This window comes from Flintibacter porci (assembly GCF_041925195.1).
GTDB lineage: Bacteria > Bacillota > Clostridia > Oscillospirales > Oscillospiraceae > Lawsonibacter > Lawsonibacter porci.
Map to the genome: position 1 here is coordinate 105,785 of NZ_JBHEVB010000004.1, position 23,000 is coordinate 128,784.

At 60.2% G+C, this 23,000-nt stretch carries 22 protein-coding genes; 15 read left to right on the top strand and 7 right to left on the bottom strand.

Annotated elements, in window-relative coordinates; genetic code table 11:
• Positions 1-139: 139 nt before the first annotated feature.
• The gene (locus ACEVJL_RS05515; protein WP_374737140.1) at positions 140-3,118 is read left to right on the top strand and encodes an S-layer homology domain-containing protein; all 2,979 of its coding nucleotides are present in this window, start codon (positions 140-142) and stop codon (positions 3,116-3,118) included.
• A gap of 69 nt (positions 3,119-3,187) precedes the next feature.
• Here the strand turns inward: ACEVJL_RS05515 and rpiB are convergent, their stop codons facing one another.
• The 7 genes from rpiB to ACEVJL_RS05550 all read right to left on the bottom strand — a co-directional run bounded on the left by rpiB (position 3,188) and on the right by ACEVJL_RS05550 (position 13,851).
• The gene (gene rpiB, locus ACEVJL_RS05520) at positions 3,188-3,625 is read right to left on the bottom strand and encodes a ribose 5-phosphate isomerase B (protein WP_235397396.1); all 438 of its coding nucleotides are present in this window, start codon (positions 3,623-3,625) and stop codon (positions 3,188-3,190) included.
• A gap of 160 nt (positions 3,626-3,785) precedes the next feature.
• Positions 3,786-6,221, bottom strand: a complete 2,436-nt coding sequence (locus tag ACEVJL_RS05525) for a glycogen/starch/alpha-glucan phosphorylase (protein ID WP_008982049.1) — start codon at positions 6,219-6,221, stop codon at positions 3,786-3,788.
• Positions 6,222-6,514: 293 nt separating this feature from the next.
• The gene (glgA, locus tag ACEVJL_RS05530) at positions 6,515-7,951 is read right to left on the bottom strand and encodes a glycogen synthase GlgA (protein WP_008982050.1); all 1,437 of its coding nucleotides are present in this window, start codon (positions 7,949-7,951) and stop codon (positions 6,515-6,517) included.
• Between the two features lie 107 nt (positions 7,952-8,058).
• Positions 8,059-9,171, bottom strand: coding sequence for a glucose-1-phosphate adenylyltransferase subunit GlgD (gene glgD / locus ACEVJL_RS05535; protein WP_235397394.1), 1,113 nt, complete (start codon positions 9,169-9,171; stop codon positions 8,059-8,061).
• A complete protein-coding gene (locus ACEVJL_RS05540; RefSeq protein ID WP_235397392.1) occupies positions 9,168-10,376 on the bottom strand; it encodes a glucose-1-phosphate adenylyltransferase in 1,209 nt (402 codons plus the stop codon). Before ACEVJL_RS05540 ends, glgD begins: the two co-directional genes overlap by 4 nt.
• 65 nt (positions 10,377-10,441) lie before the next feature.
• Positions 10,442-12,499 carry a 1,4-alpha-glucan branching protein GlgB gene (gene glgB / locus ACEVJL_RS05545; protein WP_374737141.1) on the bottom strand — a complete coding sequence of 686 codons (2,058 nt, stop codon included), beginning with the start codon at positions 12,497-12,499 and terminating at the stop codon, positions 10,442-10,444.
• A gap of 200 nt (positions 12,500-12,699) precedes the next feature.
• Positions 12,700-13,851 (bottom strand): D-alanyl-D-alanine carboxypeptidase family protein, encoded by a 1,152-nt coding sequence (locus tag ACEVJL_RS05550; RefSeq protein ID WP_235397388.1) that lies wholly within the window; start codon positions 13,849-13,851, stop codon positions 12,700-12,702.
• 168 nt (positions 13,852-14,019) lie between these two features.
• On the opposite strand from ACEVJL_RS05550, the gene ACEVJL_RS05555 reads away from it, so the two are divergent.
• From ACEVJL_RS05555 to ACEVJL_RS05620, 14 genes are all read left to right on the top strand, one after another.
• The gene (locus ACEVJL_RS05555) at positions 14,020-14,319 is read left to right on the top strand and encodes a hypothetical protein (protein WP_020989389.1); all 300 of its coding nucleotides are present in this window, start codon (positions 14,020-14,022) and stop codon (positions 14,317-14,319) included.
• Positions 14,316-15,572 (top strand): PBSX family phage terminase large subunit, encoded by a 1,257-nt coding sequence (locus ACEVJL_RS05560; protein ID WP_374737142.1) that lies wholly within the window; start codon positions 14,316-14,318, stop codon positions 15,570-15,572. The genes ACEVJL_RS05555 and ACEVJL_RS05560 overlap by 4 nt, the downstream gene beginning before the upstream one ends.
• 67 nt (positions 15,573-15,639) lie before the next feature.
• Positions 15,640-16,782 (top strand): phage portal protein, encoded by a 1,143-nt coding sequence (locus ACEVJL_RS05565; protein WP_235397384.1) that lies wholly within the window; start codon positions 15,640-15,642, stop codon positions 16,780-16,782.
• A complete protein-coding gene (locus ACEVJL_RS05570) occupies positions 16,779-17,711 on the top strand; it encodes a hypothetical protein (protein WP_302668217.1) in 933 nt (310 codons plus the stop codon). The genes ACEVJL_RS05565 and ACEVJL_RS05570 overlap by 4 nt, the downstream gene beginning before the upstream one ends.
• Before the next feature lie 33 nt (positions 17,712-17,744).
• The gene (locus tag ACEVJL_RS05575) at positions 17,745-18,086 is read left to right on the top strand and encodes a hypothetical protein (protein WP_235397380.1); all 342 of its coding nucleotides are present in this window, start codon (positions 17,745-17,747) and stop codon (positions 18,084-18,086) included.
• A 24-nt stretch (positions 18,087-18,110) separates the two neighbouring features.
• Positions 18,111-19,130: a phage major capsid protein gene (locus tag ACEVJL_RS05580; protein WP_110441397.1), complete on the top strand. Its 1,020-nt coding sequence runs from the start codon at positions 18,111-18,113 to the stop codon at positions 19,128-19,130.
• Entirely contained in the window at positions 19,127-19,477 is a 351-nt protein-coding gene (locus tag ACEVJL_RS05585) for a hypothetical protein (RefSeq protein WP_374737143.1), read from the top strand. The genes ACEVJL_RS05580 and ACEVJL_RS05585 overlap by 4 nt, the downstream gene beginning before the upstream one ends.
• The gene (locus ACEVJL_RS05590) at positions 19,474-19,812 is read left to right on the top strand and encodes a hypothetical protein (RefSeq protein ID WP_374737144.1); all 339 of its coding nucleotides are present in this window, start codon (positions 19,474-19,476) and stop codon (positions 19,810-19,812) included. Before ACEVJL_RS05585 ends, ACEVJL_RS05590 begins: the two co-directional genes overlap by 4 nt.
• Positions 19,809-20,315: a hypothetical protein gene (locus ACEVJL_RS05595; RefSeq protein ID WP_374737145.1), complete on the top strand. Its 507-nt coding sequence runs from the start codon at positions 19,809-19,811 to the stop codon at positions 20,313-20,315. The genes ACEVJL_RS05590 and ACEVJL_RS05595 overlap by 4 nt, the downstream gene beginning before the upstream one ends.
• Positions 20,312-21,373: a phage tail sheath C-terminal domain-containing protein gene (locus tag ACEVJL_RS05600; protein WP_374737146.1), complete on the top strand. Its 1,062-nt coding sequence runs from the start codon at positions 20,312-20,314 to the stop codon at positions 21,371-21,373. The genes ACEVJL_RS05595 and ACEVJL_RS05600 overlap by 4 nt, the downstream gene beginning before the upstream one ends.
• 12 nt (positions 21,374-21,385) lie before the next feature.
• On the top strand, positions 21,386-21,775 hold the full coding sequence (locus ACEVJL_RS05605) for a hypothetical protein (RefSeq protein WP_374737147.1): 390 nt from the start codon (positions 21,386-21,388) through the stop codon (positions 21,773-21,775).
• A gap of 1 nt (position 21,776) precedes the next feature.
• Positions 21,777-22,118 carry a hypothetical protein gene (locus ACEVJL_RS05610; RefSeq protein ID WP_235397367.1) on the top strand — a complete coding sequence of 114 codons (342 nt, stop codon included), beginning with the start codon at positions 21,777-21,779 and terminating at the stop codon, positions 22,116-22,118.
• Between the two features lie 32 nt (positions 22,119-22,150).
• Positions 22,151-22,408: a molybdopterin oxidoreductase gene (locus tag ACEVJL_RS05615; protein WP_374737148.1), complete on the top strand. Its 258-nt coding sequence runs from the start codon at positions 22,151-22,153 to the stop codon at positions 22,406-22,408.
• On the top strand, positions 22,405-22,992 hold the full coding sequence (locus tag ACEVJL_RS05620; RefSeq protein WP_374737149.1) for a hypothetical protein: 588 nt from the start codon (positions 22,405-22,407) through the stop codon (positions 22,990-22,992). Before ACEVJL_RS05615 ends, ACEVJL_RS05620 begins: the two co-directional genes overlap by 4 nt.
• The last annotated feature ends 8 nt before the right edge of the window (positions 22,993-23,000 follow it).

Consider the following 23,000-nt stretch of genomic DNA (forward strand, 5'->3'; position numbering starts at 1 on the left):
CTTTTTTAATCCAATTTTATTACTTTATTGGATTTTTCGTTGGAATATGAAACCATTTTATGTATGTAAGGGTCGTTATGCATTTCCTGTACTTGGTAGCCAACTTTCTTTGACCAAATTTTATAAGGAGGAACTCTCAATGAGAAACCTAAAGCGGACTCTGAGCCTGGCTCTCTCCGCCACTATGCTCTCCAGCATGATGGTCGCGGGCGCCGGCGCTGCAAGCTATGCTGACGTATCATCCAACCACCACCAGGAGGCCATTGCCGTAATGCAGGCCGTTGGCGTGATGGTCGGCGATCAGAATGGAAACTTCAACCCCGACAAGCAGGTCACCCGCGCCGAGATGGCCGTTGTGATGTCCAATCTGCTGGGTCTGAAGGTGGAGGACTTCAAGAACGCTTCCATCCCCTTCACTGATGTGCCTGAGTGGGCCCGTCCCTATGTGGCCGCCTGCTACGCCGCCGGCGTGACCAGCGGTACCAGCGCCACCACCTACGGCTCCAACGATCCCGTTACCGCCGTGCAGGCCAGCCTGATGATGATGAAGGCTCTGGGCTACTTCCAGTACAGCTCCGACTTCGGCAGCGACTGGCAGATCGCCACCATTAAGCAGGCCTCTTCCATTGACCTGTTTAAGGACATCAACACTGGCGCCAACGACGCTCTGTCCCGCAACAATGTGGCTCAGCTGGCTCTGAACACCCTGGAGGCCACCATGGTTCAGCCTACCAAGAACGGCTCTACCATCATTGTAGGCGACATCACCATTACCGGCGATGTGGAGTACAAGGACATCACCAGCTCCGCCGACTACGCCAAGGCTATGGCCGACAAGGTGCTGGACGATGGCAAGTATGCCGTTCAGCTGGGCGAGAAGCTCTTTGACGGCAGCCTGAAGATCGACACCGCCGTCACTTCCGATGCCTTTGCCCGTCCCGCCCGCACCTGGAACTACAAGGGTGAGCAGGTCGTGGTTGCCGCCGATGAGGCCGACTACGTACTGAGCGGCGAGGTCACCGGCAAGGAACTGTTCAACACCGTGGGTGAGACCCTGGCTGACTCCAACAAGTACACCTGGACCATCAACCTGGACGGCACCACCGGCAGCACCTTCTCCCAGAGCAATGTGTCCAAGAGCAACGACAACGCTCTGCTGGGTACCGGCAACGGCACCGTGATGGAGATCTTTGTCACCAAGGAGTATGTCTCCTCCAGCGAGAGGGGTTCCGTGGTCGTCTCCATCGTAAACACCTACGCCGGCCAGATCTCCTCTGTGATGGGTCAGGTCGACGTGAATGAGGACGAGGAGCCCTATGTGATCGTCTCCGACCTGTCCCAGACTCCTGTGGCCGACGGCAAGAAGTTTGAGGCTACCGGCTATGATGTGGACGACGTGGTCCTCTTCACCTACAGCAAGAAGACCTCTGAGATCGAGTCCATGACTGCCGCCCGCAAGGTCTCCGGTGAGGTGACCAAGGTCACCGCCAATGAGAGCTTTGTGGTGGATGGCCAGACCTATAAGTATTCTGCTCAGTTTAAGACCAGCGATTACATCACCACTGGCTCCGTGGATAAAGACGTAGTGTTCTATCTGGACGCTCAGGGCTACGTGATTGCCATCGGCGAGGCTGAGTCCTCCAGCGACTACGCCTTCGTGGTGGGCTATCAGGATGACACCAAGTTCGGTACCACCACCCACTACGCCAAGCTGCTGCTCACCGAGGGCAAGGTGATCGAGGTGGAGACCGAGTCTTCCGCTTCTTCTCTGGACAAGCACATTGTTGCCTACACCAAGGACAGCGACAACGTCTACACTCTGGCTGACAAGAGCAGCGCTGCCGCTTCTTCCGACAACAACCTGAACATCGAGACCGGTAAGGCCGCTATGACCATCAACGGCGCCACTGTCTACGCCAACAGCCAGACCATCTTCCAGGTCAAGGACGGCGATGACTACGTGATCTACACCGGTATCCAGAACGTACCCAACATCAGCGACGACAACAGCACCACCAAGACTGTCGTCTTTAAGAGTTCCTCCAACATGGCCAAGGTGGTTTACATTGAGTCCGCCGTGCTGGAGAGCAACACGGCCGAGCAGGTTACCTTCGTGGTGGGCGATGCTTCCGCCGCCGAGAACAAGGACAACCGCGGCGAGTACTACACCTTTGACGCTGTGGTCGACGGCAAGGTCACCACTCTGGACGTGAAGAAGAGCTCTGCTGCTGCCTCCACCTTGAAGGCTGAGGGCATCTTCTCCGTGAAGAGCTACTCCATGGACGCCAATGGCCTGGTCACCAAGGTCAACCTGTACACCAGCGAGATCGCTTCCGTCAACGACGGTACCAAGCGCGCGGAGAACGGCGTGGTTGGCTTTGGTAACGAGAACCAGGGCTTCACCTACTACAGCTTCCAGGATAACGCTCTGGTCGTGAAGTACGACGGCAAGGACCTGACCGTGGGCACCATCAACGGCATCAAGACCGACGCCAACGACTTGGCCACCGTTATCCTGAAGGACGGCGCTGTGAAGGCCGTGTTTATCCAGGAGGTTTCCGGCAACGTGGCTCCCGCCAACTACAAGGTGACCTACTCCGCCGGCTCCGGCTCCGGTGCTCCCCAGGAGGCTACCGCTGTTCAGGGCAAGGACTTTACCATCAGCGGCACTGAGCCCACCTACGGCAGCCACCAGTTCCTGGGTTGGTCTGACGGCGAGGGCAACCTGTACGCCGCCGGCGACGTGATTGCCAACGTGCAGGGCAACATCACCCTGACTGCTGTTTACCTCAGCGACACTGTGACCGTGGATGATGCCACTTCCTCCAGCGGCCTGGCTGCTGCCGGCGTGAAGCTGACCATCGATCCCGCTGGTCTGGATATCTCCTCTAAGATCTCCTCCGTCAAGGCTACCGGCACCGGCACCTATGCCGAGTCCGCCGTGGGCACTGACACCGAAGCGACTGTCTCCTACTCTGACCCCAACCTGGAGCTGACCTTTGATAAGTCTGAGACTCTGGCCAGCTGCACCAGCGGCGACAGCATGGAGATCACTGTGACCGTCACCTTTGAGGACGGCGGCTCCAAGGAGTTTACCGTCACCTACGACTGGTCCTAACACTCCAGCGATTGCAATTTCCCCAACATAAAAAAATCCTGGCGACCGAGGTCGCCAGGATTTTTTCTTTTACTCTTTTTCGATGTCCATCATCAGGCCAACACGGCGAGCGTGGCGGCCTCCCTCAAATTCAGTGGAGAGGAACACATCCACGATGCGCTCAGCCATATTGGGGCCAATGATTCCCGCACCCATGGCCAGCATGTTGGCATTGTTATGCTTGCGCGTTAATTCAGCCGATAAAGGATCGCTGCACAAGCCGCAGCGGATTCCCTTGACCTTATTGGCACAGATGGAGATGCCGATGCCGGTGGTGCAAATCACAATACCCTTTTCGCAGCGGCCGTCAGCCACCGCCTGGGCCGCTGCCTTTCCGAAAATGGGATAGTCACAGCTGTCCAGGCTGTCACAGCCGCAGTCCAGCACGCTGATGCCCTTGGCCGTCAAATACGCTTTGATATGTTCTTTCAGGCGATAGCCGCCATGATCGGAAGCAATGGAAACCATAACCTTTTCCTCCTGCAAATGATTCTATTCTGACAGCTATTTCTAGCTGGCAGTCCGCTTCTTTTCTACTTTATTGTAGTGCATTTCCCCCATTTTGGCAAGAGCAGACAAAAAATAAGGTCCGCAAAAGCGGACCTTATTTTTATCGATGGGAAATGAATCAGTCGCGGGTGGGCACGTGCCAGATATCCCGGGCATAGTCGCGGATAGAGCGGTCGGCAGCAAAGATGCCGGAGCGCGCGATGTTGATGAGGGACATCTGATTCCAGCGCTGCTGGTCAGCGTAGGTCTCCAGAGCGCGGCAGTGGGCCTGACGATAGCTGTCGAAGTCGGCCAGCAGCATATAGTCGTCGGCGGGGCTGCCTCCGGCGCTGCGCAGCAGACGGTCCATCAGATCGGCATAGGACTCCTTGTCGGCAAAACCGGCGGAGATCTGGTCGATGACCCGCTTCAGGTCGCCGTTCTGGTGGTAGTAGTCCTGAGGATGATAGCCATTGGCCTTCATGGAGGTCACCTGGTCAGCAGTGAGACCGAACAGGAAGATGTTCTCGTCGCCCAGCTTCTGGTGCATCTCTACATTGGCACCGTCCAGGGTACCGATGGTTAGCGCGCCGTTCATCATGAACTTCATGTTGCCGGTGCCGCTGGCCTCCTTGCCGGCGGTAGAGATCTGCTCAGACAGCTCGCTGGCGGGCATCAGCTTCTCAGCCAGGGAGACGCGGTAGTTCTCCAGGAAGACCACCTGCAGCTTATCCTTGCAGATGGGATCGGCATTGATCTGAGCAGACAGGGAGTTGATGAGCTGGATGATCCGCTTGGCAACATGGTAGCCGGGAGCCGCCTTGGCGCCAAACAGAAAGGTCTGGGGAGTAAACTCCATGTTGGGGTTATCCCGCAGCTGATTATAGAGGTGTACGATGTGCAGCACATTCAGCAGCTGACGCTTATACTCGTGCAGACGCTTGACCTGAACATCGAAGATGGCGTCAGTATTGAGCATGACACCGCTCTCCCGGGCCAGATAAGAGGCAAAGCGGCGCTTATTCTCCTTCTTGATGGCCTCCAGGCGCTCCAGAACAGCCTTGTCGTTCTTGTACTTCTCCAAGCCCAGGATCGCATCGGGGTGGAGGAGATAGTCATCGCCGCCGGTGCACTCACGCACCAGAGCGTCCAGCTTGGGGTTGATCTGGGACAGCCAGCGGCGGTGGTCAATGCCGTTGGTCACGTTCTTGAACTGCTCGGGATGCATGGTGTACGCGTCGTGGAACACGTCCTTCTTCAGGATCTCAGAGTGCAGCGCGGACACGCCGTTGACGGCATAGCAGGCGCAGATGCACAGGTTGGCCATACGGACCTCGCCGTTCCAGATGATGGCCATCTTGGAGACCTTGTTCATGTCGCCGCCGAAGTGCTGCTCCAGCTGACGCTGATAGCGGGCAGCGATCTCCTTGAGGATCTGCCAGATACGGGGCAGCAGGGTCTCGATGAGCCCCTGAGGCCAGCGCTCCAGAGCCTCGGCCAGCACGGTGTGGTTGGTGTAGGCCACGGTGTGAGTGACAATATTCCAGGCCTCGTCCCAGCTGTAGCCCTCCACGTCCAGCAGAATGCGCATGAGCTCGGGGATGACCAGAGTGGGATGGGTGTCGTTGATCTGGATGACGTGCTTCTCGTGGAAGTTACGCAGAGTGCCGTACTGGGCACGGTGCTTGCGCACGATGGACTGTACGGTGGCGGAAACGAAGAAGTACTGCTGCTTCAGACGCAGAGACTTGCCCTCGTAGTGGTTGTCGTCAGGATACAGCACCTTGGCAATAACCTCGGCCATGGCCTGCTGCTCTACCGCCTTCAGATACTCGCCGCGGGAGTACAGGGACATATCCACGGGCACCGGGCTCTTGGCGTCCCACAGGCGCAGCACGTTGGTGTGGTTGGTCTTGTAGCCGGCGATCTCCATATCGCGGGGAATGGCCAGCACGGTGGTGTAGCCCACATGCTCGGGGTGGTTGTGGCCCTTGTCATCCCAGTGGTCCACGATCTTGCCGCCGAACCGGACCTCCTCGGTCTCATCCATCTTGGGGATGAGCCAGGCGTCGCCCAGGCCCAGCCAGTTGTCGGCCTGCTCCACCTGCTTGCCGTCCACGATCTTCTGCTTGAAGATACCCAGCTCATAGCAGATGGAATAGCCGGTGGCGGGGATCTCCAGGGTGGTCATGGAGTCCAGGTAGCAGGCAGCCAGACGGCCCAGGCCGCCGTTGCCCAGACCGGCATCGGGCTCGATCTCGAACAGATCAGAGGCAGAGAAGCCAAGCCCCTCCAGAGCCTCCTTCAGTGTATCCAGAATGCCCAGGTTGTAGGCGTTCTTCTCCAGAGAGCGGCCCATCAGGAACTCCAGGGACAGGTAGTGGACCTGGCGCTCCTGGCCCTCCCACACCTGGTTGCTGGTATTCATCTGGTGGCCGGACATGATATCCCGCAGCACCAGAGCACAGGCCTTAAACATATGGTTAGGGGTGGCGTCTTCTACGTCCCGTCCAAAATTGCGGTGAAGTTTCCCGATAATCAGTTCGGTAAGCTGGGCCTTAGTATATTCAGCCATGATGTTGCCTCCCGTATCAAAATTCTTAATAGCATTTTTCCTGCCGCAGGTGCGGCACGGGACATATTTTACCATACTCCCGTACCCACGTCAAATGCGCAGAGCGCTCCTTCCCTAAAAATGCCAGCGATTCCGAAAAGTTTGGCGGAAATGCTTATGGGAGAAGGGTTTGCCGCCTTGGAAACGGTGATTTTGCTTGTGCAAAATTCGGTGGAAAACCGGTGCTTTTTTCTGTGTGCAGGCAAAAAAACCGGGCGGACATTTCTGTCCGCCCGGCTAACCGAACTGCTTGTTCAGCCCTGGATGCGCTGATAGATATCCAGATACTGCTGGGCCGAATGATCCCAGCTGAAGTCGGCGGTCATGCCTTCCTTTTGAAGGCCGCGCCAGGCTTCCTTATTGTTGTAATAGAGGTCCACGGCCTCGCGAATGACCCAGAGCATGTCATTGGCGTTGATATCGGTGAAGGTAAAGCCGCGGCCCTCGCCGGTGAACTTGTTATAGGGGAACACGGTATCCTTCAGGCCGCCGGTCTCACGAACGATGGGCACAGTGCCGTAGCGCATGGCGATCATCTGGCTCAGACCGCAGGGCTCGCTCACCGAGGGCATGAGGAACAGATCCGCGCCGGCGTAGATCATGGTGGACAGAGGTCCGGAATAGGTGATCTGCGCGGAGAAACGACCGGGATACTGCTGCTGAGCATTGCGGAAGGCCTCCTCAAACTGCCAGTCGCCGGTGCCCAGCACCACCATCTGCACGTTCATGCCCATGATCTGGTGGAGCACGTCAGTGACCAGGGAGAAGCCCTTGTGGCCCACCAGACGGGAGATACAGGCAATGATAGGCACATCTGCGTTCTCCTGCAGGCCCACTGCACGCTGCAAAGCCAGCTTGCAGGCCAGCTTGCCCTCCACGGGATCATCCGCGGTAAAGTTGGAGGCCAGACCGGGGTTGGTGGCAGGGTTGTACAGGTCCATGTCGATGCCGTTGAGGATACCCTGGACCTTGCCGCTCTGCTGGTTGATGACACCGTCCATGCCGTGGGCATAGAAGGGGATCTTCAGCTCATTGGCGTAGGTGGGAGAGACGGTGGTGACGAAGTTAGAGGCCATGATGGCACCCTTCATCAGGTTCACGTCGTCGTGGTAGGCCAGCATACCCTCATTGAAGTAGCTCTTGTCCAGACCGATGACATCCTCCAGCACCTGGTCGCCGTAGCGGCCCTGATACTCGATGTTGTGGATGGTGAACACGCTCTTGGCCCGGCCCAGCTGAGGAATACGGTACTTCTCCTCCAGCAGATAGATGGGCACCAGAGCGGTCTGCCAGTCGTTGCAGTGGATCACATCGGGCCAGAAGTCCAGCTGACCGGGAGTCTCGATGACAGCCCGGGAGAAGTAAGCGAAGCGCTCACAGTCATCGAAGTGACCGTAGAGCTGCCAGCGCTTGAAATAGTACTCGTTGTCCACGAACCAGTAGGTCACGCCGTCGCGCTCCAGAGAGAACACGCCGCAGTAAACCTGCCGCCAGGACAGGGTGACGTTGAAATACTTCAGGAAGGTCATCTGGCTGCGCCACTCGCCGCCGATGCCTTCATACAGGGGGAGAATTACCTTGACCTCATGACCCGCCTGGGCCAGAGCCTTGGGCAGAGAGCCGGCCACATCGGCCAGACCGCCGGTTTTAATAAACGGGGCCACCTCGGAGGAGGCAAACAAAATTTTCATATCAGTTCCCCTTTCCCAGTTCCAGATATTAAGAACAAGCAAACTCCATCCCCGGAAAGCCGGGCGGTACTCCGCCCGGCCCCCGGCGTGATGGAGTTTTACTCAGCTTACACGACCGATTCCTTCGCGATGGCCAGAGGATAGGTAAAGTGGCCCATCAGCATGCGGTCCTGATTGACGGTAACGTTTTTGTCCGCGATGACGTAAGCCAGCGAGGCGCCGCTCTTAACCACGGTACCCTGCATCAGCACGCTGTTGGACACCCGGGCGCCCTTTTCAATGGTCACGCCGCGGAAGATGATGGAATTCTCCACCTCACCCTCAATGCGGCAGCCGTCGGCCACCAGAGAGTGGTTGGACTTGGCCTCGGGGCCATAGTAAGTAGAGGGGTTGGAGCGGTCCTTGGTCCGGATAGGACGGGCGGGGTTGAACAGCTCATCCCGTACCTCTGGATCCAGCAGATCCATGGAGCGCTCAAAGTAGCCGCTCACCGACTGGAAGCGGGCCACATAACCCTTATGCACATAGGACATGAGCTTCAGGGTCTTCAGGCGGGGCTGGAGCACACCGCGGCTGAAATTGTAGATGTCATGGGCGGCGCAGTAGTCCACCATATCCATGAGCAGCTTCTTGGAGAGGATGTAGACCCCCAGGCTCTCCAGAGTCTTGTCGGCGGCCACAGGGTGGACCGACAGATCGGTGACACGGCCAGTCTCGTCCACTTCCACGTACTCGGAGAAGCGGGGAGCACCCTTCAGGGTGGGGGTGCAGACCATGGTCACATCGGCACCGGAATCCAGGTGCTGCTGGAAGACCTCGGCCACAGGCAGGTTCACCGCCATGTCGCCCCAGGCCAGGATCACGTAATCCTGGCGGATATTCTCCAGATAGTCAGCCACACCGGCTAGGGCGTCCATGTTGCCCTTATACTCGCCGCCCCGCTCAGCATAGCCGAAGGGAGGCAGGATGCGCAGGCCGCCGTGCTTGCGGCTCAGGTCCCAATCCTTACCGGAACCCACGTGGTCCAGCAGGGACTGATAACTCTGGTGAACAATAATGCCCACGTCGGGGATACCGGCGTTGACGTAGTTGGAGAGCATGAAATCAATCAGGCGGTAACGGCCGCCGAAGGGCAGGGAGCAGGTGTTGCGGGGACGGGTCAGCTCCCCCAGATTGGCATCAGAGCGGCAAGCGAAGACAATTCCGTGCAGATCGTTCACGCCTGCTCACCTCCTTTCACATCTTCACGAATCATAGCGCTTGGTTTGATCACGGCCTTGGGGCCAACGGTGACTCCACCGGCCACCACGGCAATGCCCCAATCGGGGTCGTCCGAGGGCGGCGCGCCCACGGTGGCCTCCTCCTCAATGACCGCGCCCTCCGCAACGATGGCGTAGGACACCACAGCGCCCTTCTTGACCACGGCGCCGGGCATCAGGATGGAGTACTGGATATCGGCTCCCTCCTCCACGGTGACGGAGTTGAAGAGCACCGAGTTCTCCACCACGCCGTCCACGCGGCAGCCGCCGGTGACCAGAGAGTGGGACACCTGAGCGTTAGGACCGGTGACATGGGGAGGCTTAACGGGAGTACGGGCATAGATGGGCCAGCTGTTGTCGTACATGCTGATGCCGCTGTTGATGGCCAGCATATCCATGTTGGCATCCCACAGGGAGTTGATGGTGCCCACGTCCTTCCAGTAACCATGGAAGCGGTAGGTCATCAGCTTCTCGCCGGCGGCGAGCATGTTGGGGATGATGTTCTTACCAAAGTCGTTGGAGGAGTTGGGATCGGCCTCGTCATCGATGAGGTACTGACGCAGCTTCTTCCAGGTGAACACATAGATGCCCATGGAGGCCAGAGTGCTCTTGGGATGCTTGGGCTTCTCCTCAAACTCGTAGACCTGATCGTTCTCATCCACGTTCATGATGCCGAAGCGGGTGGCCTCCTCCAGGGTGACCTCCAGCACGGAGATGGTACAGGCCGCCTGGGTCTTCTTGTGGAAGTACACCATGTCGGAGTAGTCCATCTTATAGATATGGTCGCCGGAGAGGATGACCACATACTCGGGATCATACATATCCAGGAATCCGATATTCTGATAGATGGCGTTGGCCGTGCCCTTATACCAGGTGCCCTGGTCGCCCTCACGCATGTAAGGGGGCAGGATGTGCACGCCGCCGTCGGACCGGTCCAGGTCCCAGGGCTGACCGGAGCCAATGTAGCTGTTGAGCTCCAGAGGACGGTACTGGGTCAGCACGCCAACGGTATCAATACCGGAATTGACGCAGTTAGACAGGGGAAAATCGATGATGCGGTACTTGCCGCCAAAAGGGACGGCAGGCTTGGCCACATGGCTGGTAAGGGCATACAGACGGCTGCCCTGACCGCCAGCCAAAAGCATGGCCACGACTTCTTTTTTCATACTCTCATTCACCTCTGTTATATTTTAAAGGTCCGCCTTCTGCGAAAGAAGCGCAGGCGAGAGGCTTACGCCTGATCGTCTTTCTTTTTCACGGTCTTGATCGCCTGGGTCTTTTTGGCGGCGGTCCCCGCGTCCTTTGCGCCTTCCGGCTTCTTAACCTTTCCCGAAGTTTTCTTCTCTCCCGCCTTCTCGCTGTCCTTCTTCTTGCGCACGGGAGCGCGGCGAGTGCAGCGATAGATCATCACCGACATGGGCGGCAGATCAATGGTCATGGACTGCTCCTGATTGTGGCAGGGGATGTCCACACTCTTGATGGGGGCGGTGTCGCCCAGGCCCGCGCCGCCGAACTCCTCGGCATCGGTGTTGAACACCGGCGCCCAGGTGCCCGGGAAGGGCAGGCCTACCTGATAACCCTTTCGATGGATGGGAGAGAAGTTTGCCACCACCACCAGGGGTCTTCCTTCCCGATCCCAGCGCAGGAAGGCCACAGTATTGGCGGTGTTGTCGTCGGCACACAGCCACTGGAAGCCCTGCCAGGAGTCATCCTGCTCCCAAAGCGCGGTATGTTCCAGGTACATGGCGTTGGCCGCCTTGAAGAACTGGTGGATCTGGCGGTGGGGCTCATACTGGAGCAGGTGCCAGTCCAGCGAATACTCATAGTGCCACTCATTCCACTGACCCAGCTCGGTGCCCATGATGGTGAGCTTCTTGCCGGGGTGAGTGAGCATGTAGGTATAGAAGGCCCGAACACCGGCGAATTTCTCCGCGTTGTCCCCAGGCATCTTGCCCAGGAAAGAGCCCTTCATATGGACCACTTCGTCATGAGACAGAGGCAGAATGTAGTTTTCCGAGAAGGCGTACATCAGGGAGAAGGTGATATCCCGATGATTAAACTGCCGGAAGTAGGGGTCCAGCTTGATGTAATGGCAGATGTCGTTCATCCAGCCCATATTCCACTTGAAGTTGAAGCCCAGGCCGCCGTCGCTCACCGGATGGGTCACCTTGGGCCAGGCGGTGGACTCCTCGGCGATCATCAGCACATCGGGATGGGCGGCAAAAATGGCGGTATTCAGCTTCTGGAAGAACTCGATGGCCTCCAGGTTCTCCTTGCCGCCGTGGATGTTGGGCATCCAGGCCCCGTTCTGCCGGCCATAGTCCAGATAGAGCATGGAGGACACCGCGTCCACCCGCAGGCCGTCGGCGTGGTACTCCTCCAGCCAGAACATGGCGTTGGAGAACAGGAAGGAACGCACCTCACTGCGGCCCAAATCAAAGACCTGGGTGCCCCAGTCGGGGTGCTCACCCTTACGGGCGTCGGCGTACTCATAGGTGGGTCCGCCGTCAAAGTGGTACAGGCCAAAGGCGTCCCGGGGGAAGTGGGCGGGCACCCAGTCCAGGATGACACCCACGCCGGCCTGATGCAGCTGGTCAATGAGGTACTTCAAATCATCAGGGGTACCGAAGCGGCTGGTGGCGGCAAAGTAGCCGGTGACCTGATAGCCCCAGGAAGCATCCAGGGGGTGCTCCATCACGGGGAGCAGCTCCACATGGGTGTAGCCCATCTCTTTCACATAGGGCACCAGATACTGGGCAGTATCCCGGTAGGAGAGGAACTCCCCCTCCCCGGTACGCCGCCAGGAGCCTAGGTGGCATTCATAAATATTCATGGGACGGCGGTAAGGAGCGTTTTTCGCCCGGTGGTCCAGCCAGCCCTGATCTCCCCAGGGATACTCCTCCAGATCATAGATCTTGGAGGCGTTGCCCGGACGGGTCTCGGCGTGGAACGCATAGGGGTCAGCCTTGGCCACCACCTTGCCGTCGGCACCGTGTACCGCGTACTTATATGTATCAAAACGCTTTAAGCCAGGAACAAAGCCCTGCCAGATTCCGCCTTCCAGTTTTTCCAGCGGAGCGGCATTCTCATCCCATCCGTTGAAATCACCAAAGACGCAAACCTGCTTGGCGTTGGGCGCCCAGACACGGAACACATATCCGTCCTGGCCGTCCTTCTGCCCCGGGTGGGAGCCGAAGCATCTCCACGCGTGGCAGCTGCGGCCTTCTGAGAAGGCCTCCAGCTCCAAAAACAGGTCATAATCTGATAGTTTTGTATCATATTTGACCATAGTAATCACCTCAATCTCGTCTTTTTCGCTATTTTCCCAACAAAAACGACAACCTCTCTAAATCGGAACCCCCGATATTTATATAAATTATACAACACTATCTGTACACCGTCAAGTCAAAAGGGTGTTAATTGGAATTTTGTTCCCACCCCTGTTTCCCTGGGGCGAAAGGCCCAAAAACCTTCCGCCCCAGGGGTTTTTTATCGTTGTTCTGCCATCAGCAGACCGCGCAGCATCCGCTGAAAAATCCCGCCGGTGGTCAGCCGCTGCACCTCCTGGCTGGAAATTATGGCCAGGGTATCCCGTGTCTCTCCATTGACCAAAATTTCCAGTTCACCCACCTTCTGCCCCGCTTCCACCGGGGCCTCCAGGTCCTGGGCCAGGGTCAGCTTGGTGGTAACGCTGCCCTCTTCTCCCTTGCGCACCAGCACCCGGCATTCCCGCTCCAGCTCAGGCTGGATCTGTCCCACCGTGCCCAGCAGCACCGGGATGGGAGCCAGAGGACTTTCTGGATACACCTGCATAAGTGTATACGCCCCAAAGCCGTAATCCAGCATGGCCTTGGCGTCCTCAAAGCGGTCTGCCGCTGTGGGAGCAGCCATCACAACGGCGATAAGCTCCATGCCGTCCCGCTCCGCGGTGGCCGACATACAGTACAGGGCCGAGTCGGTGGAACCCGTCTTCAGACCGGTTGCTCCCTCATAAAAACGCACCAAGCGGTTGGTGTTGGTCAGGCCGAAGGCCCCGTCCCGGATGGAGTCCATCCAGATGGTGGTGTACTCCCGGATGCTCGGATGGTTGAGAATGAGCTCCCGGGACATGAGGGCAATATCGTAGGCCGTGGTCACGTGGCCGGATGCGGGCAGGCCGGTACAGTTAACAAAGTTAGTGTCCCCCATACCCAGCTCCTGGGCCCGCTGGTTCATCTGCTGGACAAAGGCGCTCTCACTTCCCGCCAGATATTCCGCCATGGCCACGGTGGCGTCATTGCCTGAGACCACGGTGATGCACTTGATGAGCTCTCCCACCGTCATCTGCTCGCCTTCCTTCAAATAGACCTGGGAGCCTCCCATGCCCGAGGCCCGGGCAGAGACGGTGACCACGTCCTCCCGGCTGATGCGGCCGCTGTCCAGCGCCTCCATGATGAGCAGCAAAGTCATGACCTTGGTGACGCTGGCCGGCTCCATCTGCCGTTTGGCCTCTTTCTCATATAGGATCGTCCCGGTCTCCTTCTCCATAAGCACCGCTGACGGCGCACTCAGTTCCAACGGAGACTGGGCGGCGGCCTCCTGGGCCGACGCCGTGCCGGTGAGCAAAAGCACCGCCAGCACCAGGGAACCGATTCGTTTCATATCGCTGTGCCTCCCTATCTTTGTTTCAAGTGGTATGCGATGACAGGATGTGACAACGGAGAGGCTTCTATACCGCAGAGCATGGCGGTAAATTTTTCAGTTTTTTCATATGTGACGTGAAGTGTACAACTTTTTGCTCCTTCCCCCCTGGGGTAGAGGAGGGATGTGGTGAAACGAAACAAGAAACCGCTGGATCGGGAGCAGCTGCTGGAGCAGATGCGCGCCCTGGCCTGCGCCAAGGTGAACGACGCGGTGAAGCTGGCCTACCTGCCTGAGGAGGAACGGGAGGCCATCGGAAAGCTGGACCTGTCCGCCCTGATCGAATTTCGGCGCAGCGGTGCCGGAACGGTAGAACTGAAATTCGCCGACCGGATGAAGGCCCTGGAGCGGCTGCTGGAGCTGAGCGGCCCCAGCGGAGAGGAGCAGCTGGACTCTCTCTTCCGGCGCATGGAGGATGAGGAGGAATGAAACCTCTCATCTTCTCCAAAAAACAGCGGCGGGTGCTCACCTGGTGGCGGCCCAGCTCTCCCTTCCGAAATTACCAGGCCATTATCTGCGACGGTGCCGTGCGCAGCGGCAAGACTCTGTGCACCGGTCTTTCCTTTTTCTGCTGGGCCATGAGCTGCTATCAGGACAAAACCTTTGCCCTGTGCGGCAAGTCCATCCCCTCGGTGCGGCGCAACCTTCTCAGCGACCTGCTGCCTATCTTAAGACAGCTTGGTTTTTCCTGCCGGGAACGCGCCTCCCGCAATCAGCTCACCGTCACCATGGGCCGCCGCAGCAACACCTTCTATCTGTTCGGCGGCCTGGATGAGCGCTCCGCCGCCCTGGTACAGGGCATCACCCTGGCCGGGGCACTGCTGGATGAGGTAGCTCTGATGCCCCGCTCCTTTGTGGAGCAGGTGTGCGCCCGGTGCTCGGTAGAGGGAAGCAAGCTGTGGTTCTCCTGCAACCCGGAGAGCCCCGCCCACTGGTTTTACCAGGAATGGATCCAGAAAGCTGAGGAAAAGAAGGCGTTACGCCTGTCCTTTGCCATGACAGACAACCCCAGCCTCTCCCCCGCTATGCTGGAGCGCTACCGGACTATGTTCCAGGGAGCCTTCTACCGCCGGTTTGTGCTGGGAGAGTGGGTAAACGCAGAGGGTCTGGTGTACGACTTCTTCTCTCAGGACCTGGTGCGGGAACCACCCCTGGATGTGAGCGGCCCCTTCTACGTCTCCTGCGACTACGGAACGGTGAACCCAACTTCCATGGGACTTTGGGGGAGGAAAAACGGGGTGTGGTACCGGCTGGAGGAGTACTACTACAACTCCCGCCAGGCACGCAGGCAAAAGACCGACCAGGAGTACGCCGACGACCTGGAGGCCCTGGTCAAGGGCCGTCCTCTGGGGGTGGTGGTGGTGGACCCTTCCGCTGCCAGTTTCATGGAGGTACTGCGGCGGCGGGGGTTTCCGGTGCGGAAAGCCAATAACGATGTGCTTTCCGGAATCCGGCTCACCGCCCAGCTTCTCAAAGAGGGAAAGCTGGTCATCTGCTCCCCCTGCCGGGACGCCATCTGGGAGTTTGGCCTATACCGCTGGGACACCAGCGGCAGCGGCGGCGACCGGGTGGTAAAAGAACATGACCATGCCATGGATGACATTCGATACTTCGCTTCTACCATTGCCGCCGGAAACTCCGGCGGTTTTTTCGCGGGAAGTGTGGAGCGAACCGGATTTTAGCCTACTCCAGTTTATGGGACAGGTCCCGGCAATACAACCGGGAATGGCTTGAAAAGGAGGAAGATACTTGAAATGGTTTGAGAAGAAAAAGCCAGCAGGGAAACCCCCTCAGGTCCAGCTGCGGGATTGGGAACACCACCCCTTCGGGCTGCTGGATCAGTACGTGCCTTTGCGCAGCGGAGAGATTGCCCTCTACCGCTCCATCCGAGAGGCGGTCCCCATTCTGGACGCAGCCATCTGGAAGCTGGTGCGGCTGTGCGGCGGGGTACAGATCCGTTGTGGGGATCCCCGGGCTCAGCAGGGACTGAGCCGTTTCTTGGCCACCGTGGACACCGGCCGGGGACAGCAGGGCATCCAGTCCTTTTTGGACCAATACCTGGACTGCATGATCACCTGCGGCCAGGGCGTGGGCGAGATGGTGCTGGACCCCCAGGGAAAATCCATTGCCGCTGTGCTGTGCGCCGACCCCGCCCTGGTGGAGATTCGGGAGGGGGACTCCCCTCTGGACTTTCGCCTGTGCGTGCGGGAAAACGGGGGTGAGCCCAAAGAGCTGCCCTGGCAGCAGCTGCTGCTCTTCACTCCCTTCCAGCCGGAGGCGGAGCATCCCTACGGCGTATCCATGCTGCGCTCCATGCCTTTTCTCACTGGGGTACTGCTGAAAATCTACCAGGCTCTGGGCCAGAACTGGGAGCGGGTGGGCAACCTGCGCTTTGCCGTAGTGTGCAAACCTGACGAGAACAGCCCCCTCTCCGCCCAGGAACGTGGCGAACAGGTGGCCAGCCAGTGGTCACAGGCCATGCAGTCCTCCCGCCAGGGTGCGGTGCGGGACTTTGTGGCAGTGGGTGATGTGGACATCAAGGTCATCGGGGCGGACAACCAGATCTTGGACAGTGAGGTACCGGTGCGTCAAATACTGGAGCAGCTGGTGGCCAAGACGGGCATCCCCCCCTTCCTGCTGGGGCTGTCCTGGTCGTCCACCGAGCGCATGAGCGCCCAGCAGGCCGACCTTCTCACCAGCGAGATCACCGCCATTCGCCGCAGCCTGGAACCTATGCTCCGGCGGATCTGCCGACTTTGGCTGCGCCTGGGTGGCTATGACGACCAGGTGAGCATTGAGTGGGAGGACATTAACCTCCAGGACATTGTAGAGGAGGCCCGGGCGCAGCTGCTCCATGCCCAGGCCGAAGAGATTGGGAGGGAAGCAAGTTGAACATTACCAAAACCGCCCTGGCCTTACAGCAGGCCGAAGGGGTAAGCCCCGAGGAGCTGGAACTCATCAACACCTGGAGCAAAAAGCCCCTCACCGCCCAGGAGGTGTACGTCTTCTCCGTTCGGCTGTGCGATAACGAGGTAGACCGGGATTTTGAGCGGTTCCCCGCCCAGACTCTGGAGGCTCTGGCCCCTCTGTTTTTGGGCAAGAGCGGCATTTTTGACCACAATTGGTCGGCGCGGGGACAGGCTGCCCGGATTTTCTCCATCCAGGTCGTTCAGGAGCCGGAGCGTGTCACCCAGGCAGGGGATCCCTACTGCTGGCTGAAAGCCAGGGCCTACATGGTGCGCACCGACGACAACCGGGGCCTGATCGCCGAGATCGACGGCGGCATCAAAAAGGAAGTGAGTGTGGGCTGCGCGGTGAAGCGCCGGGTATGCTCCATCTGCGGCGAGGAGGCCGGGGCAAGCTGCGGTCACCAGCCCGGACAGGTCTACGATGGGAAGCTGTGCTACCTCAGTCTGGAGGAGCCTGCCGACGCCTATGAGTTCTCCTTTGTGGCCGTGCCCGCCCAGCCTCAGGCCGGCGTGGTGAAGGCCATGGGCGTCAAACACTACGAGACACTCAAGGAGCTGCTGGCAGACTATCCCCGCTTTGCCGGAGAGGTGGAGAAACTGAAGGCCCAGGCAGAGCTGGGAGAGCGGGCGCTCAAAGAACTGCGGGAGGATGTGGTGCGGCTGGCCGCTCTGGCCGACCCCCAGGCGGAGATGAAGGTCTTGCAGAGCATGGCCCAGCACCTGGAGGAACCCGAACTGCGTCAGCTTCAGCGCCTCTACGGCCAGAAGGCGGCCAAGAGCTATCCCCTTCAGCTGCCCTATGCCCAAAAGCCCCAGTCCCTGTCCCAGGAGGACGGGGCCTTTCTGATTTGATCCAGATACTTCATGACTTAAGGAGGAACAAGAATGAATCAGGTTTCGTTTGAAGAGATCGGCGCCGTGACTGCCACCTTCCTGGCCAAGGAGGACGTAGTCCCCGGCCAGGTGGTAAAGATCACCGACGACGGCCAGGTGGGCGCGTGCAGCGACAACGACGCGTTCTGCGGTCTGGCTCTGTCCAACCGCAAGGGCTTTGCCGGTGTGCAGGTGAAGGGCTTTATGACTCTGCCCATCTCCGGCTCGGTGAGCCTGGGCCAGGTCATTTTGGCCGCTGACGGCACCGGCAAGGTAAAGAGCGCCGAGGCAGGTGTGACCGCCCTGGTGATCTCGGTGGATGACGCCGCCCACACCGCTGTGGTGTGCCTGTAATTTAAGAAAGGAGCGTGGATCGCGATGGCCAATCGTTATGACACTTTGAAGCTGGAGAAGGGCATGTATCAGGAGGCTGGCAGCACCTTTACCCAGGTGCTGGAGCGCCTGGACCCCTCCGAGCAGTACAAGGGCACCAGTCTGGAGGGTCTGGACGCCTTTCAGCGTCAGCTCAAGCGCTTTGACATCAAGGTAAAGGGCGCGGGCTGCGACGCGGTGGAGAAGTTCTTCCGCACCTCCGACGCCGCCGTCCTCTTCCCTGAGTACATTGCCCGTTCCGTACGTCAGGGCATGGACGAGAGCAACCTTATCCCCTCCATCACCGCCGCCACCACCAACTTTGACGGCATGGACTACCGCTCCATTGCCGCCCAGGCCGGCGGCGAGGAGAAGGAGCTGCGGGCGGTAGACGAGGGCGCCGCCATCCCCAGCACCACCATCAAGGTGCAGGCCAACCTCATTAAGCTGCACAAGCGCGGCCGCATGCTAGTGGCCTCTTACGAGTCCGTACGCTACCGCAAGCTGGACCTGTTCTCCGTCACCCTGCGTCAGATCGGCTCCCACATCGCCCAGATGCTGCTGGCCGACGGCGTGGATGTGCTGATCAACGGCGACGGCAACAACAACGCCGCCGACGTGTTCACCACCGCCGCCTCCGACACCCTGACCTACGACGATCTGGTGGACTTCTGGGCCAAGTTTGAGCCCTACGAGATGAACACCCTGCTGGTGAGTCCCGACGTGATGGTGAAGCTGCTGAAGCTCCCCGAGTTCCAGAATCCCCTCACCGGTCTTAACTTCCAGGGCACCGGCAAGCTGTCCACCCCCCTGGGCGCTAACCTGCTGCGCACCAGCGTGCTGCCCGAGAAGACGGCGGTGGGTCTGGACAAGCGTTACGCTCTGGAGCTCATTCAGGGCAGTGATGTGATGGTGGAGTACGACAAGCTCATTGACCGCCAGCTGGAGCGGGCGGCTATCACCACCATCAGCGGCTTTGCGAAGATCTTCCAGGAGGCCTCCCATGTGCTGAAGGTGCAGGCATGACCGAGCAGATCATTGCCTTAGCCATCGCCATGGGCGCTTCCGAATCCCAGCGGGAGGTACTGGAGCCCCTGTGCACCGCGGCGGAGCAGACCCTGACCGCCCAGCTGCGGCCCAGAGTCACGCCGGAAAGCTGTGCCGATGCCTTTACAGTGTGCGCGGCCTGGATGGCTCTGGACGGTCTGTCCGCTGCGGGCGGCGGCGGGGATGTGACCTCCTTCACCGCCGGGGATGTATCCATCCAGACGGAAGGCAGCGGGGATTCCGGCGGGCTGACCGCGCAGATCCAGCGGCTGATGGCCCCCTACCTGCGGGACGGCGGCTTTTATTTTCAGGGGGTGACGGGATGATGGATGCAGCCTGGGCCGCCCTGCTGGCCAAGTACGGCCAGCGGGTGGTCCTCCACCAGGGGGACAGCACGGTGGACGCCCGTGCCTTTCTCCAGCCCATCCGGGAGAAGGGGCAGGCTCAAAGCCTGCCCTCTCCCTTGGGCTGGCAGCGGGAGGACCGGTTTTTATATCTGGGCGACCCCAATCATCCTCTGTCCGACCACGGCGACTGGGTGGAGTTTGAGGGGACCGGTTACGCCGTCGTCTCCGCCCACCCGGTGCACGTAGGAAACAGCGTGTCCCACATCTGGGCGGTTTTGCGGCCCAAAGACACGGGAGAGGAGGCAGGAGCATGAGCACACCCATGGAGCAGGCGGTGGAGCTGCTGTGCCAGCACCTCCGGGACCAGGAGCTGCCTGCCCGCACCGCCTGGAGCACCGAAGCCAGGCCCCAGTTGGAGGCTCCGGTGATTGCGGTCTCCCTGCGGGGGTGCGAGAGCGCCCCGGCGGGCTTTTCCGGCTATCTGGGACAGCGGCTCAATCCCGACACCCAGGCATGGGAGGAGCGGTATGGCAAGACGGTCACCCTAACCTTTGGGCTGGACCTGTATGCCGCCCCCGGCACCGATCCCGCTGCCCTGGAGCAGATTTGGGCCGCTCTGGCCCAGGCCTGTCTGCCCCCCGGCCCCAAAGGGCTGACCGTGGGGACCTTTTCCTGCGGCGAGACCGATTATGACCAGCAGGCCCGGCTGCTCAAGCGCCCGGCCCAGCTGGTTTGCACCGCCCTGCTGGTGTCCGGCAGCACTCAGGAGCAGGGCGAGTTCCTGGACTTTGAGATCAGAGGGGAGAGAACCTTATGAATTTGACCACTCACGAGCGCCCCGGCGTCTACTCCTCCTATGACGCCTCCACCCTGGTGCGGGGCAGTGGAGGACACAAGACGGTGGGCCTGGCGGCCATCAATTCCACAGCTTCCGCCGGGGTGCCCATCACCGTGACCAGCTACGAGGCGGCGGTGGCCGCTTTCGGCAGCCAGGAGGGCAAGCAGGACATGGCTGAGCTCATCCGCATTGCTCTGCTCAACGGCGCGGCCGCGGTGGTAGCCGTTCCGGTCGCCAATGAGGAGGGCTACCAGGCCGCGTTTGACACCCTGGGCGGCCTGGAAAATATCAGCGTGATGCTGTGTGACAGCACGACCCTGACGGTACAGCAGGCCCTGCGGGACAGTGTACTGTCCGCCAGCGCCGCCCGCCGGGAGCGCATTGCTGTGGTTGGCGCCGCCGCAGGCGAGGAGGTGTCCGCCCTGGTGGAGCGGGCCAAGGGGCTCAACTGCGAGCGTATGGTACTGGTTGCTCCCGGCAGTGTGGACGGCGAGGATGCCGCTCAGGACGGACTGAGCGCCGCGGCCGCCGTAGCCGGAGCCATTGCCGCCCAGTCTGACCCCGCCATTCCTCTGGGCGGTGCGGAGCTGCTGGGCCTGAAGGGGCTGAGTGCGCAGTACAGCGACAACGACATCGATCTGCTGGTGCGGGGCGGCGTGACCCCCCTGGAAAGCATCAGCGGTCAGGTGGGTGTGGTGCGCGGCGTCACTACCCGCACCTCCAGCGGTGAGGTGGAGGACTCCACCTGGCGTGAGCTGTCCACCATTCTTATTGTGGACGATGTGATCCCCACCCTGCGTGACAGCCTGCGCAGCAAGTTCCGCCGGGCCAAGAACACCGAGCAGAGCCGGGGCGCCATCCGCACCCAGGTAGTGCTGGAGCTGGAGAACAAGAAGAGCCGGGAGATCATCACCGACTATGACCAGGTCACCGTCTCCGCCCACCCCGATGACCCTACTGTGTGTCTGGTGGACTTTACCTTCACCGTCACCCACGGTCTCAACCAGATCTGGCTGACCGCCCACATCGTCATTTAAGGAGGGATCAGTTTGAGCATTGAAGGATTTCCCACCAGCAGCGACATCTACCTGGAGGTAGACGGCACCAAGGTTGCCGTGGTACAGAGCTACTCCGCCCGCTCCGACAAGACCAGTCGGGCGGTGGAGGCCTTCGGCGAGGAGGAACCCGTAGCTACCATTCCCGGCCAGACCAGCCACGTGCTGGAGCTGAGCCGTCTCTACGCCACCGAAGAGGCGGTACAGGACGGCATCGATTTCTACAGCCTGTCCGACTTCTCCCTGGTCATCTGTAAACCCGACCGGAAGATCGTCTACTCCGGCTGCCAGTGGTCCTCCATCCAGGAGAACGGCACCCTGGGCAACATGGTACTAGAGAAGGTGACCATTGTGGCCTCCAAGCGGCTGGAAATGGAGGCGTGAGATGAGCCCTTCCATCTTAGCCGGCCGGGATCGGATGGCGCTGGACAACGGCATGAACCTGCGGCTGCTGTCCGCCCTGGAAGTGCTCCAGGCCCGGCGGGAGGCTGACGGCCTATGCCGCAGCAGCAGCGAGCGTGCCCTGTGTTCTAACGCCTGTCTGCTGGCCCGGGCACTGGAAACCCAGGAGGGCAAGCCCGTCTTTTCCAGCGGTGAGGCGGTGCTCTCCGGGCTGCGGGTGGAGGAGATCTCCGCCCTGGCCCGGACCTGGAGCCAATTTAACCGGGAGGAAAATCCGCCTCTCACCCTGAGCCGGGAACAGGCGGAGCAGGTAAAAAAAAAGTAGCCGCGGACGGCGCTGACCGGCTGCGCTGGAAAGTGCTGCGGGCCTTTGGCGCTCTGCCCACCGAGGCGCGGGCCCGGCAGATGCGAGACCGGGACTACCTGTGGTGTCTCACCCACATGGTATTGGACCGGGAGGAAGATCTGGAGCGCCTGTGCCCCAGCTGCCGGGCTCAGAGCCAGCAGGGCCTGTGCCCCGGCTGCGGCCGGCCCATCGCAGCCGGGGAGGGTGGGGTAAATCCCAACTTTGACCTCCAGCGGTTTGCAGCTCTTGGGAAGGGGGAGACGAGATGACCAACGATTTGGACAACCTGCTGGAGCAGGTAGAGGATGTTCTGGAGGAGGACGGGAGCGCACTGTGGCAGCCTGACCTCACCTCGCTTGTGCTGCCCCAGGCCCGGGAGGACCAGCCCAAGGCAGATCCGCAGGACAGCCAGGCCGGAGCGTATGCAGGCCCATCGGATGCTCTGGCAAATTTCTCCGCTCTGGAGAATCAGCAGACTCTGCCCCGTTTTCAGCGGGCCGGGGAGGATAACTCGCAGACACCCGGATCAAGCGGCAGTAATCCCCAGGACCTTTCCAAGGACATCGCCGTTCAGCTCTCCTCCCCCGCTCTGCTGGAGCAGCTGCGGACTCTGGAGGACATCCAGGCCGGTGCAGAGGCCCTGGGCCGCAGTCAAGAGAGCGGCGGTAGCCTGCCCTCCCGCGCCTTTTCCGGGCAGGGCAGCTCCGGGCTGCAGTATGACCCCGCCGCCCTGAGGGACTCTCCTCTGGCCGCCGCCGCGGCCGCGGCTCAGCAGCAGGAGGACGCCCGGGCGGTGGACCGGGCCTTTCAGCGGGACAGCCGCCGGTATGACCGGGGCTTCTCTCTGTACTGAGGAAGGAG

Excerpts from the sequence above, each read along its gene's own strand:
- ACEVJL_RS05590 (WP_374737144.1), top strand. The coding sequence starts at position 19,474 with ATGATGGATGCAGCCTGGGCCGCCCTGCTGGCCAAGTACGGCCAGCGG.
- rpiB (WP_235397396.1), bottom strand. The coding sequence starts at position 3,625 with ATGGTTTCCATTGCTTCCGATCATGGCGGCTATCGCCTGAAAGAACAT.
- ACEVJL_RS05540 (WP_235397392.1), bottom strand. The coding sequence starts at position 10,376 with ATGAAAAAAGAAGTCGTGGCCATGCTTTTGGCTGGCGGTCAGGGCAGC.
- ACEVJL_RS05620 (WP_374737149.1), top strand. The coding sequence starts at position 22,405 with ATGACCAACGATTTGGACAACCTGCTGGAGCAGGTAGAGGATGTTCTG.
- ACEVJL_RS05580 (WP_110441397.1), top strand. The coding sequence starts at position 18,111 with ATGGCCAATCGTTATGACACTTTGAAGCTGGAGAAGGGCATGTATCAG.
- ACEVJL_RS05560 (WP_374737142.1), top strand. The coding sequence starts at position 14,316 with ATGAAACCTCTCATCTTCTCCAAAAAACAGCGGCGGGTGCTCACCTGG.
- ACEVJL_RS05550 (WP_235397388.1), bottom strand. The coding sequence starts at position 13,851 with ATGAAACGAATCGGTTCCCTGGTGCTGGCGGTGCTTTTGCTCACCGGC.
- ACEVJL_RS05585 (WP_374737143.1), top strand. The coding sequence starts at position 19,127 with ATGACCGAGCAGATCATTGCCTTAGCCATCGCCATGGGCGCTTCCGAA.
- ACEVJL_RS05525 (WP_008982049.1), bottom strand. The coding sequence starts at position 6,221 with ATGGCTGAATATACTAAGGCCCAGCTTACCGAACTGATTATCGGGAAA.
- ACEVJL_RS05595 (WP_374737145.1), top strand. The coding sequence starts at position 19,809 with ATGAGCACACCCATGGAGCAGGCGGTGGAGCTGCTGTGCCAGCACCTC.
- ACEVJL_RS05575 (WP_235397380.1), top strand. The coding sequence starts at position 17,745 with ATGAATCAGGTTTCGTTTGAAGAGATCGGCGCCGTGACTGCCACCTTC.
- ACEVJL_RS05515 (WP_374737140.1), top strand. The coding sequence starts at position 140 with ATGAGAAACCTAAAGCGGACTCTGAGCCTGGCTCTCTCCGCCACTATG.
- ACEVJL_RS05600 (WP_374737146.1), top strand. The coding sequence starts at position 20,312 with ATGAATTTGACCACTCACGAGCGCCCCGGCGTCTACTCCTCCTATGAC.
- ACEVJL_RS05610 (WP_235397367.1), top strand. The coding sequence starts at position 21,777 with ATGAGCCCTTCCATCTTAGCCGGCCGGGATCGGATGGCGCTGGACAAC.
- glgB (WP_374737141.1), bottom strand. The coding sequence starts at position 12,499 with ATGGTCAAATATGATACAAAACTATCAGATTATGACCTGTTTTTGGAG.
- glgA (WP_008982050.1), bottom strand. The coding sequence starts at position 7,951 with ATGAAAATTTTGTTTGCCTCCTCCGAGGTGGCCCCGTTTATTAAAACC.